Raw genomic sequence first — 16877 nt, 5'->3', positions numbered from 1 at the left:
CCTGGTCTCGCATACCGCCAACTGGTGTTGGGTTTGGTGTGGGGCTGTGGGGTTGTGGGTTGGTCGTTTGTTGAGAATTGCACAGTGGACGCGAGCATCTTTGTGGTCAAGTTGTCAAGGGCGAACGGTGGATGCCTTGGCACCAGGAGCCGATGAAGGACGTGGGAGGCCGCGATAGGCCTGGGGGAGCTGTCAACCGAGCTGTGATCCCAGGGTGTCCGAATGGGGAAACCTGGCTGGAGTCATGTCCAGTCACCCACACCTGAACACATAGGGTGTGTGGAGGGAACGCGGGGAAGTGAAACATCTCAGTACCCGTAGGAAGAGAAAACAATTTAGTGATTCCGTGAGTAGTGGCGAGCGAAAGCGGATTGAGGCTAAACCGGCTGCGTGTGATACCTGTCAGGGGTTGCGTGGTCGGGGTTGTGGGACCCTGCTGAACAAGCTGACACTTGTTCGAGGAGTTATCAAGTCAGTGGCTAGTCGAACAGTCTGGGAAGGCTGACCGTAGACGGTGAGAGTCCGGTAGGTGAAAGTTGCTGACCTTCTGTGGGTGTTCCCGAGTAGCGGCGGACCCCTGAAATCTGCCGTGAATCTGCCAGGACCACCTGGTAAGCCTAAATACTTCCTGGTGACCGATAGCGGACGAGTACCGTGAGGGAATGGTGAAAAGTACCCCGGGAGGGGAGTGAAATAGTACCTGAAACCGTTCGCCTACAATCCGTCGGAGCCTTGCGGGGTGACGGCGTGCCTTTTGAAGAATGAGCCTGCGAGTTAGTGGCATGTGGCGAGGTTAACCCGTGTGGGGGAGCCGTAGCGAAAGCGAGTCTGAATAGGGCGATTCAGTCGCGTGTCCTAGACCCGAAGCGGAGTGATCTAGCCATGGGCAGGCTGAAGCGCGGGTAAGACCGCGTGGAGGGCCGAACCCACCAACGTTGAAAAGTTGGGGGATGACCTGTGGTTAGGGGTGAAAGGCCAATCAAACTCCGTGATAGCTGGTTCTCCCCGAAATGCATTTAGGTGCAGCGTCGTGTGTTTCTTGCCGGAGGTAGAGCACTGGATGGTCTAGGGGGCCCACAAGCTTACCGAAATCAGCCAAACTCCGAATGCCGGTAAGTGAGAGCGCGGCAGTGAGACTGCGGGGGATAAGCTTCGTAGTCGAGAGGGAAACAGCCCAGATCACCAGCTAAGGCCCCTAAGCGTGTGCTAAGTGGAAAAGGATGTGGGGTCGCATAGACAACCAGGAGGTTGGCTTAGAAGCAGCCACCCTTTAAAGAGTGCGTAATAGCTCACTGGTCAAGTGGTTCCGCGCCGACAATGTAGCGGGGCTCAAGCACACCGCCGAAGCTGTGGCATTCACATTTTAACTTCGCGTGCCCTTGATGGTGCGTGCAGGTGTGTGGATGGGTAGGGGAGCGTCGTGCCGGGGGTGAAGCAGCGGGGTGACCCAGTTGTGGACGCGGCACGAGTGAGAATGCAGGCATGAGTAGCGAAAGAAGGGTGAGAAACCCTTCCGCCGGATGACCAAGGGTTCCAGGGCCAGGCTAATCCGCCCTGGGTGAGTCGGGACCTAAGGCGAGGCCGAGAGGCGTAGTCGATGGACAACGGGTTGATATTCCCGTACCCGCGAAAGAGCGTCCCTGATGAACCTCGTTGTGCTAACCACCCAAACTGACGGATACCTTCGGGTTGATGTTGGGGAGCGTGGGAACCTGGCGGGTAGTAGTCAAGCGATGGGGTGACGCAGGAAGGTAGCTGAGCCCGGCCGGTGGTTGTGCCGGGGTAAGCGTGTAGGCCGTGTTGTAGGCAAATCCGCAACACATGAAGGCTGAGACGTGATGCCGAGCCGATTCAGGTGAAGTCAGTGATCCTATGCTGCCGAGAAAAGCCTCTAGCGAGTTCTGAGCGGCCCGTACCCCAAACCGACACAGGTGGTCAGGTAGAGAATACCGAGGCGATCGGGCGAACTGTGGTTAAGGAACTCGGCAAATTGCCCCCGTAACTTAGGGAGAAGGGGGGCCGGAGACGTGAAGCCCCGCGCGGGTGGAGCGTTGTATGGCCGCAGAGAGCAGGGGGAAGCGACTGTTTACTAAAAACACAGGTCCATGCGAAGAAGTAATTCGATGTATATGGACTGACGCCTGCCCGGTGCTGGAACGTTAAGGGGACCTGTTAGCTCCTTTTGGGGGCGAAGCGGAGAACTTAAGCGCCAGTAAACGGCGGTGGTAACTATAACCATCCTAAGGTAGCGAAATTCCTTGTCGGGTAAGTTCCGACCTGCACGAATGGCGTAACGACTTCCCCACTGTCTCAACCACAGGCCCGGCGAAATTGCAGTACGAGTAAAGATGCTCGTTACGCGCGGCAGGACGGAAAGACCCCGGGACCTTTACTATAGCTTGACATTGGTACTTGAGTTAGCTTGTGTAGGATAGGTGGGAGCCGGTGAAGCTCATACGCCAGTATGGGTGGAGGCAATCTTGAAATACCACTCTGGTTGATTTGGGTATCTAACTTCGGACCGTTATCCGGTTCAGGGACAGTGTCTGGTGGGTAGTTTAACTGGGGCGGTTGCCTCCTAAAGGGTAACGGAGGCGCCCAAAGGTTCCCTCAGCCTGGTTGGCAATCAGGTGTTGAGTGCAAGTACACAAGGGAGCTTGACTGTGAGACTGACAGGTCGAGCAGGGACGAAAGTCGGGACTAGTGATCCGGCACTTGCGAGTGGAAGCGGTGTCGCTCAACGGATAAAAGGTACCCCGGGGATAACAGGCTGATCTTCCCCAAGAGTCCATATCGACGGGATGGTTTGGCACCTCGATGTCGGCTCGTCGCATCCTGGGGCTGTAGCAGGTCCCAAGGGTTGGGCTGTTCGCCCATTAAAGCGGTACGCGAGCTGGGTTTAGAACGTCGTGAGACAGTTCGGTCCCTATCCGCCGTGCGCGTAGGATACTTGAGAAGGGCTGTCCCTAGTACGAGAGGACCGGGACGGACGAACCTCTGGTGTGCCAGTTGTTCTGCCAAGGGCACGGCTGGTTAGCTACGTTCGGAAGGGATAACCGCTGAAAGCATCTAAGCGGGAAGCCTGCTTCAAGATGAGGTATCCCACCCACTTTTGGTGGGGTAAGGCCCCCAGCTAGACGACTGGGTTGATAGGCCGGAAATGTAAGCCCGGTAACGGGTTCAGTTGACCGGTACTAATAGGCCGAGGACTTGACTACTAAGCTGCTACGCGTCCACTGTGCAACTCTGAACGAGCGAACACCCGCGTGATCATGCCGTGGGTTGTTTGATATGTTCATAGTGTTACGGCGGTCATGGCGGAGGGGAAACGCCCGGTTACATTCCGAACCCGGAAGCTAAGCCCTCCAGCGCCGATGGTACTGCACTTGTGAGGGTGTGGGAGAGTAGGACGCCGCCGGACAATCTTCCGAATAAGCCCACCCCGTAAACGGGGTGGGCTTATTCGCGTTTCCCGACCCCCCTGCGGGGCTGCCTTGTAGGCCGCACCGCGGCTACTGAAGGGCTGCCTTGACGGCTGGCGGGGGTTGAGGGGCGGTGATCGACCCCCGGGTTCCGTGGTATCGGGGGTATCCGGTCGGTGGGTAGCCCCGATATCCCGGCACCCCGCTAGCCCGGGGCCGATCCAGCGCAGGCGTACCCGCAGGTTGGCCCTACCCAAGCCCCGGAATGCCCCGACTTCACAAAACCCGAGTCGATCACCAGGGGGTGTGCCCGGACGTCGGCCCTACCCGGCCATCGGGATGCCCCAAGTTCACGAAACCCGAGTCGATCACCGGGGCCTGGCCGGAAGTCAGCCCTACCCGAGCACCGGGACGCCCCGAGTTCACGGAACCCGCGTGGCCAACCTCGGGCTGCGCGGATGTCGGCCCTACCCGAGCACCGGGATGCCCCGAGTTCACGAAACCCGAGTCGATCAGCGCGGCCGTGGCCGGATGTCGGCCCTACCCGGGTGCCGGGATGCCCCGAGTTCACGGAACCCGAGTGGATCAGCGCGGCCGTGGCCGAATGTCGGCCCTACCCGGGGGCCGGGATGCCCCGAGTTCACGAAACCCGAGTGGATCAGCGCGGGCCGTGCCCGGACGTCGGCCCTACCCGGGGGCCGGGATGCCCCGAGTTCACGAAACCCGAGTCGATCAGCGGGGGCGTGGCCGAATGTCGGCCCTACCCGGGGGCCGGGATGCCCGAAGTTCACGAAACCCGGGACGTTCACCGGGCTGGCCGAACCTGACCGGGCGCTTAGGCTCGGGCTGTGGATGAGGTAGTGATCCTGTTGGCGTTCGCGAGCTGCCTGGCGGGCATCCTGTGGAGCCTCTGGTGGCTCGGGGTCCGGGTGCGTCGTCGCGGGATCGGCGGTGAGGTCATGGGCCCGTTCGAGGAGATGTGGCATCCCGCCGCGCACCGGTTCCGGGCCGAGATCCGCGTACACGAGACGCGCCTGGCGCCGGTGCCGCCACAGGGCGGCCGGCGACGCGGCGACGGGCACGGCAGCGGCCCCGCCAGCGGGCACGGCCCCGCCAGCGGGCACGGGCCCACCAGCGGGCAGGACCGCAGGCGAGATGGCGGCAGAGGCCGCGAGTGGACGTCAGGGAGAGTCGGTCCTCAGGAGGGCTTCGGTCCGCAGACGTAGCGGGGCTCCGCGTCGTAGCGCCAGGTGAACTTCTCCCGCTTCACCACGACCCCGCCCTTCTTGATGACCCGGAAGGCGTCCTGGGTGAAGCCGTTGATGCCGTTGGTCTCGATGCACGAGGGGCCGGGCTCCAGGTGGATCTTCTTCGGCGCGGTGATGTTGCGACGGGGGCTGTACTCGGTCTTCACGCTGTCGTAGATCTTCGTGCTCCAGATGGAGACGGTGATCGAGCTGGACGTGTACGAGGTGTCGATGAGGACGCCGTATTCGGTGTTGTTGCGGAACTTGAAGTCCAGGTTCGGCCAGAAGATCGTCGACTCGATCACCGCCGGGTACCTGTCGAACCAGTACGAGTGCGGCTTGTGCTCGACGTCCTCGAGGCCGGCGTAGTAGGTCGCGTTGAACAGCGTGGTGGTGAACTGTGAGGTGCCGCCTCCCACACCGGGCACCAGCTTGCCGTCGAGGATGACCGGCGCGTCGCGGTAGCCCTGGGCGTAGCCGCGTTCGCCGGTGTGCCCGTTGAGGGAGAACGTCTTCCCGGGCAGGACGACGGTGCCGTCCACCTTCTTCGCGATGGTCACTATGTTCTGGCTGCGCGCCGAGGTCAGGCCACCGGTGAAGCGGGTGGTGAAGGTCGACACCCGCTCCTTGATGCCCAGGCCGGCCAGCTTGTCCGCGGTCAGTGTGGGCGGTGTCGTCTTCAGCTCGCCGTTCACCTCGCGGCCGTCCGACTTCGGTAGGACCGCCAGCAGGTCCCGGCTGAGCGCCTCGGTGTCCACCTGCTGCCCGGGGCGCCCCTCGGTGGTGACCGGTCGACCGCCGGAGATGGTCATCGTGGCGTCCTTGGGTGACACCTCGATGGCCTCGAGGTCGTCACCGAGCGCAGCCCGTAGCCGCTTGACGTCCACCGACGGGGTGAGCTTGCCGGTCTTGTCGGCGGTGAACCGCAGACTCTTCGCGATGGCGGCGGGTGGGATCAGCAGTGAGCCCTTGCCGGTGCGCAGGGTGACCGGCGCGGCGACCGCCGGCTTGGCGAACTCGGTGACCAGCCGGTCCAACTCCTCCGGGGTGGTCGCCGGGTGCTTCTCGACCAGCGGCACGGTGATCGGGGTGTTGGCCAGCCAGCCGGCGCGGACCACCTCGGCGGAGCGCTGCGGGTCGAGGGTCAGCCCCGGCTTGGGCGGTACGACGTTCGGCGTGGTGCCCTTGTAGGTGATCGCCGGCATCGTCATGCCCTGGGCCTGCTTGCCGAGCACAGTGCGGAGCGCGTCGTCCAGGCGGGCCACGTCGACTGTCACCACCGGGTCGACGGTGCGGGAGCCGACCAGCCGGCTGACCGGGTGCGCGGACGCCTCCGCCGCTGCCGCGACGGTCGCCGCGACGTCGATGGCCAGCCCGACGTCCTCGGGTTTGATCTCGGCGGTCCGCCCGTCGACCGTCACCTTCAGCGGGGCGGCGAGCTGTGCCGCCCGCTTCTCCAACTCGGCCCGCAGTTGGCGGTCGGCCTCCGCGCGGCTCCGGCCGCCCAGTTCGGTGCCGAGCACCGTGGTGCCACGGGGGACGTCGCCGGCGTACGCCCAGGCGCCGGCGCCCGCGATGGCGGCGACGATGGCGCCGGTGACACCGGTCGCGAGCAGCATCCGGCCCCGGCGCGACCGGCGCGGGCCGTCGTCCGGCTCTCCGGGCGCGGTAGCTGTCACCGGCGCCGCGCCGTCATCCGGCCAGGTGACCGCGGTGACCTGCACCGTGGGCCGGTCGTCGGCGGGGGGATTCTTTTCGCCGTACAGCGTCACTGCAACCTCGATCGCCAGGGTGCTCGGGGAGGCCCTTCCCTCCCGGAGGCACCTACGGTAACCAATGCCGGGCCGTCCTCGTAGGCTGCGCCGGGCCGGCGCTGCTACCGCGTGTCCGTCGGCGTGTCGTGCCGGTCGGGGGGTGCTGCCGGCGGTCGGGCGCCGACGTGGCACGGTGGCCGCGTGGGCACTGCGGAGCGGGTGTTGGCGTACGGCGGCGGATGGCTGGACCGGGCGGGTCCGCTGCGCACCGACGAGACGCGGTTGGCAGCGCTGCTCAGCGAGCCGACGACGGTGCTGCTGCCGATGTGGCGGGACCGGTCGCTGGTGGACGGCGACGGGCCGGTCCGGCTCGGCGCGGAGCGTGCCTCGCTCGTTCGCTCCGCCGCCGGTGAGACTGTCTTCCTTGGGCTGGACGGGGATGTCGCCGTGTTCGCGGCGGACCTGTCCGCGCTTCCCGAGCGGTCCGCCGTGGAGATGGCCGGCGCGGTGCGGTCCGTCGACGTACGGGCGCTCGTCGGGCGGCTGACGCCGGGTGACGCGGCCGTCCAGGCGTACGCCAGGGGTTTGTTGCACTGGCACCGGCAGCAGCGGTTCTGCGGCACCTGCGGCGCGCCGGCGGTGGCCGGCGGCGGTGGGCACCTGCGGACCTGTACCGGCGCGGAGTGCGGACGCCTGCTGTTCCCCCGGATCGAACCCGCGATCATCGTGTTGGTCCAGGCGCCCGGCGGGCCGGGGCGCTGCCTGCTGGCCCGTCACGCGGGCGCTGCGGAGGACGCCTTCTCGACACTCGCCGGCTTCGTCGAGGTCGGTGAGAGCCTGGAGGACGCGGTCCGCAGGGAGATGGCCGAGGAGGCGGGCGTTGTCGTCACCGACGTGGCCTACCAGGGGTCGCAGGCGTGGCCGTTCCCGGCCGGCCTGATGGTCGGCTTCCGGGCCACCGCCGCGTCCGACGAGGTACGTGTCGACGGCGACGAGTTGGTGGAGGCCCGCTGGTTCACCCGGGCGGAGCTACGGGAGCGGGTCGCGTCCGGCCGATCGCTGGGCCGGGTGGACGCTATCGACCACCGTCTCCTGGAGGACTGGCTCGCCGAGGGGTGAGTCGCCGGGCCGTCAGCGCCATGGCCAGTGTGGTGACCACTGCCGTGCCCAGGGCGACGAGGAGAAGCCCGGGGACGGTGCGGGGCCGCACCGTCGCCGTGACGACCACCAGGCCGGCCGTGCCCACCCACAGTGGCGCCGCCGCCCGACGCGCACCGGCGGCGAGGCGGTCGTTGAGCAGCACGAACGTCACCGCGTAGAGCGCGCCGACAGCGGCGAAGAGTGGCGCGTACCGGCCGAGGTGGGCGTAGTCGGGTCCGCCGGCGAGCCGGAAGGCCAGCCCGCCGGCGAGCGTCGAGGCGAGCACCAGCACCACTCCGCACGTCCCGGTCACCAGGAGCGCCACGGTCCGGCTGCGACCGTCGCCGCGGGCGAGGCGCGGCAGGGCCAGGACCGCCGCGACCTGCGGCGCCCAGAGTGCGCCCTTGCTCAGTACGGTGCCGACCGCGTACGCCCCGGCGTCCGCGGCGGGCAGCAGTTGTCGGGCCAGGAGCAGGTCGGCGTAGGAGACGACGAGCATCGCCAGTGTCGCCCCGCAGCCAGCGACGACCTGGGCGACGGTCAGCGGTGGCGCGCCGGACGGTGCGCGCGGAGCGCGGGCGAGCCGGGCCAGCGCCGGTGGGGCGAGCGCGGCGGTGACCGCGCCGACGGTGAGCGCGCCGGTCAGTCCCGCCCCGAACAGCAGGCCGACGATCACGCCGCCGTAGCGGCCGAGGGCGAGGACCGCCATCCCGCTGGCGAGTCGCAGGAAGCGCTGGCCGCCCTGCAACTCGCCGAGGAAACGGGAGGAGAGCACTATCGCCGCCGTGGTGACAGCGAGCAGGGCGGGCACCTCGACCGGGAGGTCGAGGGCGGTGGCCAGCACCGGGGTGGCCAGGAGGAGGCTTCCCGCGCACGCGGCGGCGGTGACCGCGGTGAGCCGCCGGGTGTCGGAGGAGCCGTGTCGTGCGTGGTGCACGGCGACGGCCAGTTGCAGCCCGAGGCCGGGCACGCTGACGATGGCCACCAGGCCGAGGGCGGTGGCGAGCGCGCTGAGGTCGGCCGGGTCGAGCCGCCGGGCGGCCAGCACCGGCACCAGGTAGGCGAGACCGTTGACGAGTACGCCAGCCACCGTGACGCCGATCCCGGCGGCGCCCAGGCTGCCCGTCCGCTCGCCGGAGGCCGTCCGCTGACCGCTCATGTGATCTCGGAGAAGGTGGGCCGCTGCTCGTCGGCCGGCTTGGCCGCCACCGGTTCCGGCCGTGCTGCCACGCTCGGTTGCGGCTCCTCGACAGCCGCCGGGACTGCGGGATTCGCCGGGGCCGGGGTGGTCCGGCGTACGGGTCGGCGGCGGGCGGCGGTGGAGAGCCAGAGAACGCCGAGGGCGACGACGACGGTGAGCTGGAGCAGGGCATCGGTGTTGCGGTCCGCCGCGTCGAGGTAGAGCCAGCCGGCGAGCACGACCAGCGCGCCCGGCAGCCACGTCTCGGCGGCCCGGCTGATCATCCTGGCCCGGCGCGGGTCGGCCAGCCAGGGAAGGCGGCGCGGGCCGGGCACCGCCAGCATGAATCCGGCGGCCACCACGAGGCCGCCGATGAGACCACTCGACAGCACCAGCGCTGCGGCGCCGACGGCCAGCAGCGGCAGCGAGCGGGTGATCCGGCGACGGCCGCGCGGGCCGACGGTGGCCGCGTCACGCCCGCCGGGCTGCCGGGCGGGCAGCACCGCGAGGAGGACCACCACAGCGAGCAGGACGCCGCCGAGGAGGAGCCCGGCCCGGTACGGGGTGTCCGGGGCGAAGCGCAGCACCACCTCCCCGGAGACGCCGGCCGGGAGGACCCAGCCCTGCTGCCACCCGTCCACCACCAGCGGCGCGAGGGTGCGCCCGCCGATGGTCGCCTGCCAGCCGGTGTTGGTGTTCTCCCGGACCGCGAGCACCCGGTCGACGGGGTGGCTGCTCACCCGTACCCGTCGCTCGGTGGTCTGCCACGACCCCACCTCGATGGCGCTGGCGGTGGCCGCCGGGGTCGGCGTGGGCGTCCGGGGCACCAGCGCGACCCGGGTCGGCGCGGCCAGCTGGCTCGGCGTGGTGACGAGCCGGTGCTCGCCGGCGGTGAGGTCGAGCTGCTTCGGCGTGGTCCGGCCGCAGAGCGTCACCGGCATCTCGCGCAGCTCCAGCAGGTCGCGGAGCGTGCCGCGCAGCGCGGTGGTCAGCCGTGCCGCGCCGAGCTGGAGGGTGGGGCCCGACCCGCAGGCCAACGCCACCGGTGTGTCCGGGCGCGGGGCCACGGTGGGCGCTCCGGGCAGCACCGTCACCTCACCGACGGCGACGGGCAGCTTCTCCGCCAACCGCAGTTTGTACGGGTCGGTGCTGGTGGCCGACGGCTTGTCGAGGAACTGGATGGTGATCTCGTCGGTCCGCATCGGCGGGTCCAGGCGGAGCAGGCCGTCGTCACCGAGCAGGCTGCTCCGGAAACCGTCGTCACCGACGACGCGCACGCTGCCGAGGCGGGTGGCCGCCGTCCCGTCGGGGACGGCGAAGCGGAGCCCGGTGATGGTCTGCCGCTTGAGCCACTTGAGGCGCAGGATCGGCGCCTCGTCGTCGGCCGCCGGCGACCAGGCGGTGGCCGGGTTCCCGTCGAGCGCCGCGCCGGCCCGGCCGGTCGGGTCGGGCACCGCTGTCGAGGAGGCGCTGACCTGTGCGGTGAGGCGTAACGGCTGCGCGTCGGTCACCAGCTTGTCGAGGGCCTTGTCCAGCTCCGGGCCGGCGGTCGGCCGCGCCCACAGCCTGGTGTCGTACGCGCCGGAGGCCGGCAGGGCCAGCGTGCGGTCGATGATGGACGCGTCCTCGGAGCCCCGGGCGGCGTCGGTGGAGCAGCGTGGGCGCCCGTCGACGGAGAAGCAGGCCGGTGTGGTGGGCGCCGCCGACACGACGACCGTCGCCGGCCGGTCGGTGGCCGGTGCGGCGGGGAGGACGAGGGTCCGGCTGGTCTCGAGCCCGGGGATCTTGATCTCGGCGATGCCGACCGACCCGTTGCCGAGCGGACGGAGGTCGTACGCGCCGCCGACGGACACCTCGACCTCGCGCGTGACGTGCACGCCGGGCAGGTCGAACACCATGTGGTCGGTGAACTGCTCGATGGTCCGGCTCTCGTAGCCGGCGCTGACCGTCACAGTGGTGGGCAGGGCGTCGGCCTTCAGGTCGAACCACACCTCGACCCGGGTGACCCGGGTGGGGTTGGCGAGGCTGACCTCGACCCACTGCCGGTCGCTCGGGGAGTACGGCGCGGACTGCCAGGAGGTCGCCGGGTCGCCGTCCATCGCCGCGTACGGCTGGTGCTCGGGGCGGGCGCCGCCGGGAGAGTCCACCTGGGAGCGGGCCGTCGACGTGCGGATCGCGCTGATGCCCTCGAAGCGGGCGACGGTGGACCGCTGCTCGCCCCACTCGGGCAGGTAGTCGTGCGCGGGCGCGGGCACCTCGAACGTGTCGTCGGCGGTGAGCGTCTGCGAGGAGTTGTCCCGCAGCCGCCCGAACGACACGTCCTGCCGGCGTAGACCGTCGGTCAGCGCGACCGACCCGGCGGTGCCGGCGGCCGGCGCGTCACCGGCCAGGATCGTCGGGGCCGGGCCGAGTTGCCCCGCGGCGGCGAGGTCGAGAAGTGACTCGGGGCCACCCACCACGGTCGTCACGTCGTCCCGGTCGTACGCGACGACCGGCTCCACCGGCCGGTCGACCCGGTAGACCTCCAGCGCCCGGACGGGCACGTCGAGCCCTCGGTCGCGGAACTCGTCGGGCGACGACGGTCCGCCGCGGAGCGGGCCGAAGGACGTGACCCGGGTCAGCCCCGGTGAGCGTTCCAGCGCCTGGCGGACCACCGCCGGACGGGCCGTGTCGGAGCGGCCGTGGTCGAGGTCGGCGCGAAACAGCACGTGACTGATGCCGGAGCGGGCCAGCAGGTCCGCCAGGCCGGTCGACCCGGCGCCGGTGGCGAGCGTCGACTCGACGGCGTCCAGCAGCCGGATCGTGGTCGGTGGGGTGAAGGGGATGGCGTTGCGGACCGCCCACCGGCTGTCGAGCAGCGGTTGGGTGATCTCGTCGGTGGTGCTGCCCCAGTCGTACGACGGGAAACGCGCCCCGGGCACGACGAGCACCCGCCCGCGTCCGGTGTTCGCGTCGAGCCAGTCGGCGGCCTCGTGCCAGTAGCCGGGCACCTCCTTGACGCTGCCCGGGGTGGCGAGGCCACCGGCGAGCGCCGGCGAGGCGACAGCGGTGACGGCGACCATGGCGACGCCGGCGGTGAGCCAGGCGCGGACGACGGCTCGCGGCCGGTACCGCTCGGGCGCGGTACGGGCCGCCCGGACGACAAGGCCCACCAGGTGCGCCAGGCCCAGGGCCAGGGGCAGGCGGAGCAGGACGTCGAACTTGTGCACGTTGCGCAGCGGGGCGCCGACGCCGTCGAGGAACTCCCGTTGCGGGCCGGCGAGGATGTTCGGTAGGTCGCTGACGTGCCCGAGGCCGACGAGCGCGACGCCGAGCAGCAGGCCGGTGACGAGGAACCGGCGGTGCGGCATCCCGCGCCGGGACAGCCCGAGGACACCGAGGACGGCGACCGCGAGGGTGGCGGCGACCAGCACCGTCTCGTTGGCGAGTCGGGCGCCGGCCGGGATCGTCGGGCCGAAGGGGGAACCCAGGTAGGCGACCCAGTAGGACGCGCCCCGGAGCGTGGTCACCGCGTCGGTGACGCTCGTGGTGTTCCGGGCGGTCTCGATGTAGTCGAGGAACGGTGGGCTGTAGCGCCCGAGGACCAGCAGCGGCACCAACCACCACGCGGTGGCCAGGGCGACCGCGCCGCACCAGGCGGCGATGGCGGTGACCCGTCGGCGTACCGGCTGGAGGGTGGCGAGCCAGAGCAGGGCCAGCGGCACCACAGCGGCCACGGCGGTGGCGTTGACCCCGCCGGCGCAGGCCACGGCGAGGGCCGACCCGGCCACCGCGCGCCGCAGCGGGGCGCCGCGGGCGAGACCGACCAGCGGAATGAGCACCCACGGGGCGACGGCGCTGGGCCACGCCTCCACCGAGGACCAGCCGAGCTGGGTGAGGATGCGGGGAGACAGCGCGAACGCGACAGCGGCGATCATGCGCCCGGCGGGCGTGCCGACGCCGAGCCGGCCGGCCAGGCGCACCGCGCCCAGGTAGGCGACGCAGAAGAGCATCGCCCACCACAGCCGCTGAACCACCCACGGCGCCAGGCCGAGCTCCGACCCGAGCAGGAAGAACGGGCCCATCGGCCAGAGATATCCGTACGCCTGGTTCTGGAGTTGGCCGAACGTTCCGGTCGGGTCCCAGAGGTGCAGCGAGCGGAGCAGCCAGCCGGCCGGATTGACGTTCAGGTCGACCTTGGTGTCCGGGACGACCTGGCCGGGGGCCTGCTGGAACGCGAGGGCGGCGAGCGCGATGCAGATGGTCAGGTGCCGGAACCGCCGGGCGATGTGGCGGGTACGGCGGGAATTCGGGGCGACACCGGCGGCCACCTCTGCGCGCATCCTTGCTCCTGTCTTCGCCGGCCGAACACGCACCGGCAGGCGACGACTGTCGCGCGACGTTGTCCGGACCGGGCACGGACGGGCGACCAGGGGTGCTGCGGTGGCGTTATCGGGAGAACGGCCGTCCCCACGGCGTGTAAGCGTGTGGCAGGCTGCCGACCATGTCAATGCCAGAAGCTGAGGCCGAGACGCATTCGAGAGGCGTCGGAGCCGACGGCGACGGGCCGGGGCCGGTCGGTCGCTGGGTCCGCTCCGACCGGGTCCGCGCGGTGGCGATCACCCTGATCCTCGTCTCGGTCGCCTGGCGTGCGGGTCTCGCCACCCGCGGCTGGTTCTCGCAGGACGAGTTCGTGATCGCCGCCCAGGTTCTCGACACCGGGTTGGAGGCGGACTACCTGCTGCGTACCTTCAACAACCACCTGATGCCCGGCGGCCTGTTGGTGGCGTGGTTGATGGTGCGGGTGGCGGGCTTCGCCACCTGGCCGTGGGTGTTGCTGCTGGCGGTCGGCCAGGCGGCGGTCGGTCTCGCCACCTGGCGGTTGCTGCGGAGTCTGCTGCGCCCGGGCTGGGGGCTGCTCATCCCGCTGTGCCTGTTCGTGTTCAGCCCGCTGACGCTCGAGGTCTCCTCGCTGTGGCTCGTCGGCCTGCTCGTGCTGCCGATGCAGCTGGCCCTGGTGCTGGCGGTGGCGGCCCAGGTGCGGTACGCGCGGACCAGGCGTCCGCGGCACCTCGTGGCGGTCGCGTTCTGGCTGGTTTTCGGCCTGCTCTTCGACACCAAGTCGCTGCTGATCGTGCCGCTGCTGTTCCTGCTGACGGTCTTCCTGTTCACGTCGGGCCGGGCGTGGCGCAGCCTGGTGACCGCGATCCGCCGGTACTGGCCGGCGTGGTTGCTGCTCTCCGCGCTCTCCGTGGCGTACCTGGCGTTGTATCTCACCCGTCCGTCCGGCGAGCTGAACGAACCCACGTCGGTCGGTCAGGTGCTCACCTTCCTCGGTGACCTGGTCGGCGAAACCCTGGTGCCGGGCCTGCTCGGCGGTCCGTGGCGCTGGACGTACGCGGGTGACGGGCCGCCGCTGGTGGACCCGTACGACATCGCCAAGTGGCTGTCCTGGGCGCTGCTGGTGACGCTCGTCGTGGTGACCGTGCGGCGACGCCCCTCGGCCGGGCGAGCCTGGCTGCTGCTCGCCTCCTACCTCGGGATGGTCGCGGCGCTCTTCGCCGTCACCCGGCTCGGCGGGCCGCTCGGCCCACTGGTCGGCGCCGTCCCCCGGTACGTGGCGGACGTGGTGCTGGTCGCCGCGATCTGTGTCGGCGCGGCGCTGCTCGGCACGAGGGACGCCGACGAGGACGAGGTGTCCGCGTGGCCGGTCCCGACCGTCCTGCGCGAGCCGGGGGCGTTCGCTGTCGGTCTGGTCTCGATCATCGTCGTGCTGGCCACCGTCGGGGTGGGCACCCTGTGGAGCACCGCCCGGTTCGGGGACAACTGGAAGACCAAGTACGGGCGGGAGTACCTGGCGACGACGCAGGCCGAGCTGGCCGCCGCGCCGCCGGGCACCGTATTCCTGGACACCGTCGTCCCGGACCGGGTCGTGGCCGGCTACTTCTGGCCGGACAATCTCCAGTCGCACTTCTTCCGGCCGGCCGAGCGGCGACCGACCTTCGTCCAGGAGGCCGCCAAGCCGTCGACGTTCGACGACTTCGGCCGGATCCGTCCGGTGGTGGTGGAGGGGCGCAAGATCATGTCCGGCCCGGTGGCCGGCTGCGGGCACCTGGCGCAGGGCGGTCAGCCGACCCGTATCCCGTTGGACGGTCCGCTGGTGGAGTGGCCGTACGTCGTGCACTTCGGTTACCTCAGCTCGGGCGACTCGACGGCGCTGTTCCGGCTCGGCGACGCCACCCGGGAGATCACCCTGCGGAGCGGGCTGAACGACGTGTTCTTCCTGATCGAGGGGTCCGGGGACGCCGTCGAGGTCACCGTGCGTACGCCGGGGGTCGGGGTGTGCACCCAACTGATCACCGTCGGCCGGGCGGTGCCGGCGCCGTGAATGGTTGAGCGGACCGCCGCCGCTGCCGAGGCCGCTGGGGCCGCTGCCGAGGCCGGGGACCCGCCGGCCCGGTGGACGCGGGACACGCTGCCGCTGTACGCGGTCGCGGCGGTCGTCACGGCGCTGGTGCTGGCCCCGCTGGCGGCACCCGGCTATGCGCTGCTCTACGACATGGTGTTCGTGCCCCGGCAGCCGCTGACCTGGGACCTGGTCGCCCCGGCGCAGAGCCTGCCCCGGGCGGTGCCGATGGACGCGCTGGTCTCGCTCGCCACCCAGGTGGTGCCGGGCTCGCTGCTGCAACGGCTGGTGCTCGTCGGGGCGGTCTTCCTCGCCGCGGTCGGCGCCGGCCGGTTGGTACCGACCGACCGGCGGGCGGTTCGGCTGTTCGCCGCGCTGGCGTACGCGTGGACGCCGTACCTCGCCGAGCGGCTGCTGATCGGGCAGTGGGGGCTGCTGCTCGCGTACGCCGCGCTGCCCTGGTTGGTGCGCGCGGTGCTGGACCTGCGGGCGGGGCGCGACGGCGCTCTCGCCCGGGTGCTGCTCGCCGCCGCTCCCGCCGCGATCACGCCGACCGGCGGGTTGCTGGCGTGGGGGACGGTGCTGCTGCTGGCGCCGGACCGGCGACATCGGCGGCGGTCGGCGCTCGTGGTGGCCGGCGTCGGGGTGCTCAACGCGCCCTGGGTGGTAGCGGCGGTGGTCACCGGCGCGGGTGGTTCCTCGGACCCGGCGGGGGTGGCGGCGTTCGCGGCGCGCGCGGAGAACTGGGCCGGCCCGCTGGTGGCGCTCGCCGGAACCGGAGGGATCTGGAGCTCCCAGGCCACGCCGGACAGTCGGGCCGCGCCGCTGGTGCCGTTCGCGACAGTGGTGCTGCTGGTCCTGGCCGGCGTCGGGGTGGGCCTGCTGCGCCGTCGACTGCCCGGGGGGATGGCGGCGCGCCTGGCGACGCTCGCCGGGGCCGGCTTCCTGCTTGCCGCGCTCGGGGTGCTCCCGGGCGGGGACGTCCTGCTGCGCTGGGCGGTGGTGCACGTGCCGGGTGCGGGCCTGCTGCGTGACGGCCAGAAGTTCCTGGCGCCGTACGCCCTGCTGCTCGTGGTGTGCGCCGCCCTCGGGGCCGAGCGGCTGGTCGCCCGGATCGACCGGGAGGTGGCCGGGATCGTCCTGGTCGGCCTGCTGCTCCTGCCCGTGGCGGTCCTGCCCGACCTCGCGTACGGGGGCGCCGGCCGGCTCCGTCCGGTGAGTTACCCGGCGGACTGGCAGCGCGTCGCCGCGGTGGTCGACGAGGAGCCGGGTGAGGTCCTGGCGCTGCCGCTGAGTGCCTACCGCGCGTACGCCTGGAACCCCGACCGGACCGTCCTGGACCCGGCGCCGCGCTACCTGCCGGGCACCGTCCTGACCGACGACACCCTCCGGGTCGGCGACGTCGCGGTGGCCGGCGAGAATCCGCGCGTCCGCGAGGTACGCCGGGCGCTGGCCGAGGGGCGGCCGGTCTGGACCACCGGCGTGCGCTGGGTCCTGGTGCAGCACCAGGTGCCCGACGACGTGGACCCCCGGCTCCTCGACGGCCTGGTGCGGGTGCACGACGGCCCGTTCCTGACGCTCTACCGCAATCCGGAGATCGTGCCGGGTCCGGTCGCGTCCGGGCCGGCCCGACTGGCTGTGGTGGCGGCGCTCGGTGCCGCCCTTCTGGTGGTCCTGGCTGCCAGCTTTTCGGCGCTACACCGGCGAGCTACCGCGTGGTAACGTCCGCTCGCACGTCTCGCCATTGGA

The 16877-nt window shown here is 70.4% G+C and carries 7 protein-coding genes and 2 rRNA genes; 6 read left to right on the top strand and 3 right to left on the bottom strand.

Annotated features, from left to right (window positions below; all coding sequences use genetic code 11):
* Nucleotides 1-104: 104 nt before the first annotated feature.
* From O7634_RS08290 to O7634_RS08280, 3 genes are all read left to right on the top strand, one after another.
* Nucleotides 105-3218: ribosomal RNA gene (locus O7634_RS08290) — 23S ribosomal RNA — on the top strand.
* Nucleotides 3219-3304: 86 nt separating this feature from the next.
* Nucleotides 3305-3421 (top strand): 5S ribosomal RNA (rrf, locus tag O7634_RS08285).
* Between the two features lie 849 nt (nt 3422-4270).
* Nucleotides 4271-4648: a hypothetical protein gene (locus O7634_RS08280; protein ID WP_278149550.1), complete on the top strand. Its 378-nt coding sequence runs from the start codon at nt 4271-4273 to the stop codon at nt 4646-4648.
* Here the strand turns inward: O7634_RS08280 and O7634_RS08275 are convergent.
* Nucleotides 4621-6441, bottom strand: a complete 1821-nt coding sequence (locus O7634_RS08275; RefSeq protein WP_278149549.1) for a VanW family protein — start codon at nt 6439-6441, stop codon at nt 4621-4623. The genes O7634_RS08280 and O7634_RS08275 overlap by 28 nt on opposite strands.
* A 183-nt stretch (nt 6442-6624) precedes the next feature.
* Between O7634_RS08275 and nudC the strand changes: the two genes are divergently transcribed.
* Nucleotides 6625-7542 carry an NAD(+) diphosphatase gene (gene nudC, locus O7634_RS08270; RefSeq protein WP_278149548.1) on the top strand — a complete coding sequence of 306 codons (918 nt, stop codon included), beginning with the start codon at nt 6625-6627 and terminating at the stop codon, nt 7540-7542.
* Here nudC and O7634_RS08265 read toward each other — a convergent pair.
* Nucleotides 7499-8722, bottom strand: a complete 1224-nt coding sequence (locus O7634_RS08265; RefSeq protein WP_278149547.1) for a polysaccharide biosynthesis protein — start codon at nt 8720-8722, stop codon at nt 7499-7501. The two genes, nudC and O7634_RS08265, sit on opposite strands and share 44 nt — an antisense overlap.
* Nucleotides 8719-13065, bottom strand: coding sequence for an alpha-(1->3)-arabinofuranosyltransferase (locus O7634_RS08260; protein WP_278149546.1), 4347 nt, complete (start codon nt 13063-13065; stop codon nt 8719-8721). The genes O7634_RS08265 and O7634_RS08260 overlap by 4 nt, the downstream gene beginning before the upstream one ends.
* Nucleotides 13066-13334: 269 nt before the next feature.
* Here O7634_RS08260 and O7634_RS08255 point away from each other — a divergent pair, with 269 nt between their 5' ends.
* Together O7634_RS08255 and O7634_RS08250 are read left to right on the top strand one after the other, a co-directional pair.
* On the top strand, nt 13335-15110 hold the full coding sequence (locus tag O7634_RS08255) for a hypothetical protein (protein ID WP_278153908.1): 1776 nt from the start codon (nt 13335-13337) through the stop codon (nt 15108-15110).
* Complete coding sequence (locus O7634_RS08250) at nt 15111-16850, top strand: hypothetical protein (protein ID WP_278149545.1); 1740 nt, start codon at nt 15111-15113, stop codon at nt 16848-16850.
* Nucleotides 16851-16877: the final 27 nt, after the last annotated feature.

The organism is Micromonospora sp. WMMD1120, assembly GCF_029626235.1.
Lineage (GTDB): Bacteria > Actinomycetota > Actinomycetes > Mycobacteriales > Micromonosporaceae > Micromonospora.
The sequence above is the reverse complement of the archived record's forward strand: the minus strand, read 5'-3'. Positions and strand labels throughout refer to the sequence as shown.

Excerpts from the sequence above, each read along its gene's own strand:
- O7634_RS08265 (WP_278149547.1), bottom strand. The coding sequence starts at position 8,722 with ATGAGCGGTCAGCGGACGGCCTCCGGCGAGCGGACGGGCAGCCTGGGC.
- O7634_RS08260 (WP_278149546.1), bottom strand. The coding sequence starts at position 13,065 with ATGCGCGCAGAGGTGGCCGCCGGTGTCGCCCCGAATTCCCGCCGTACC.
- O7634_RS08250 (WP_278149545.1), top strand. The coding sequence starts at position 15,111 with ATGGTTGAGCGGACCGCCGCCGCTGCCGAGGCCGCTGGGGCCGCTGCC.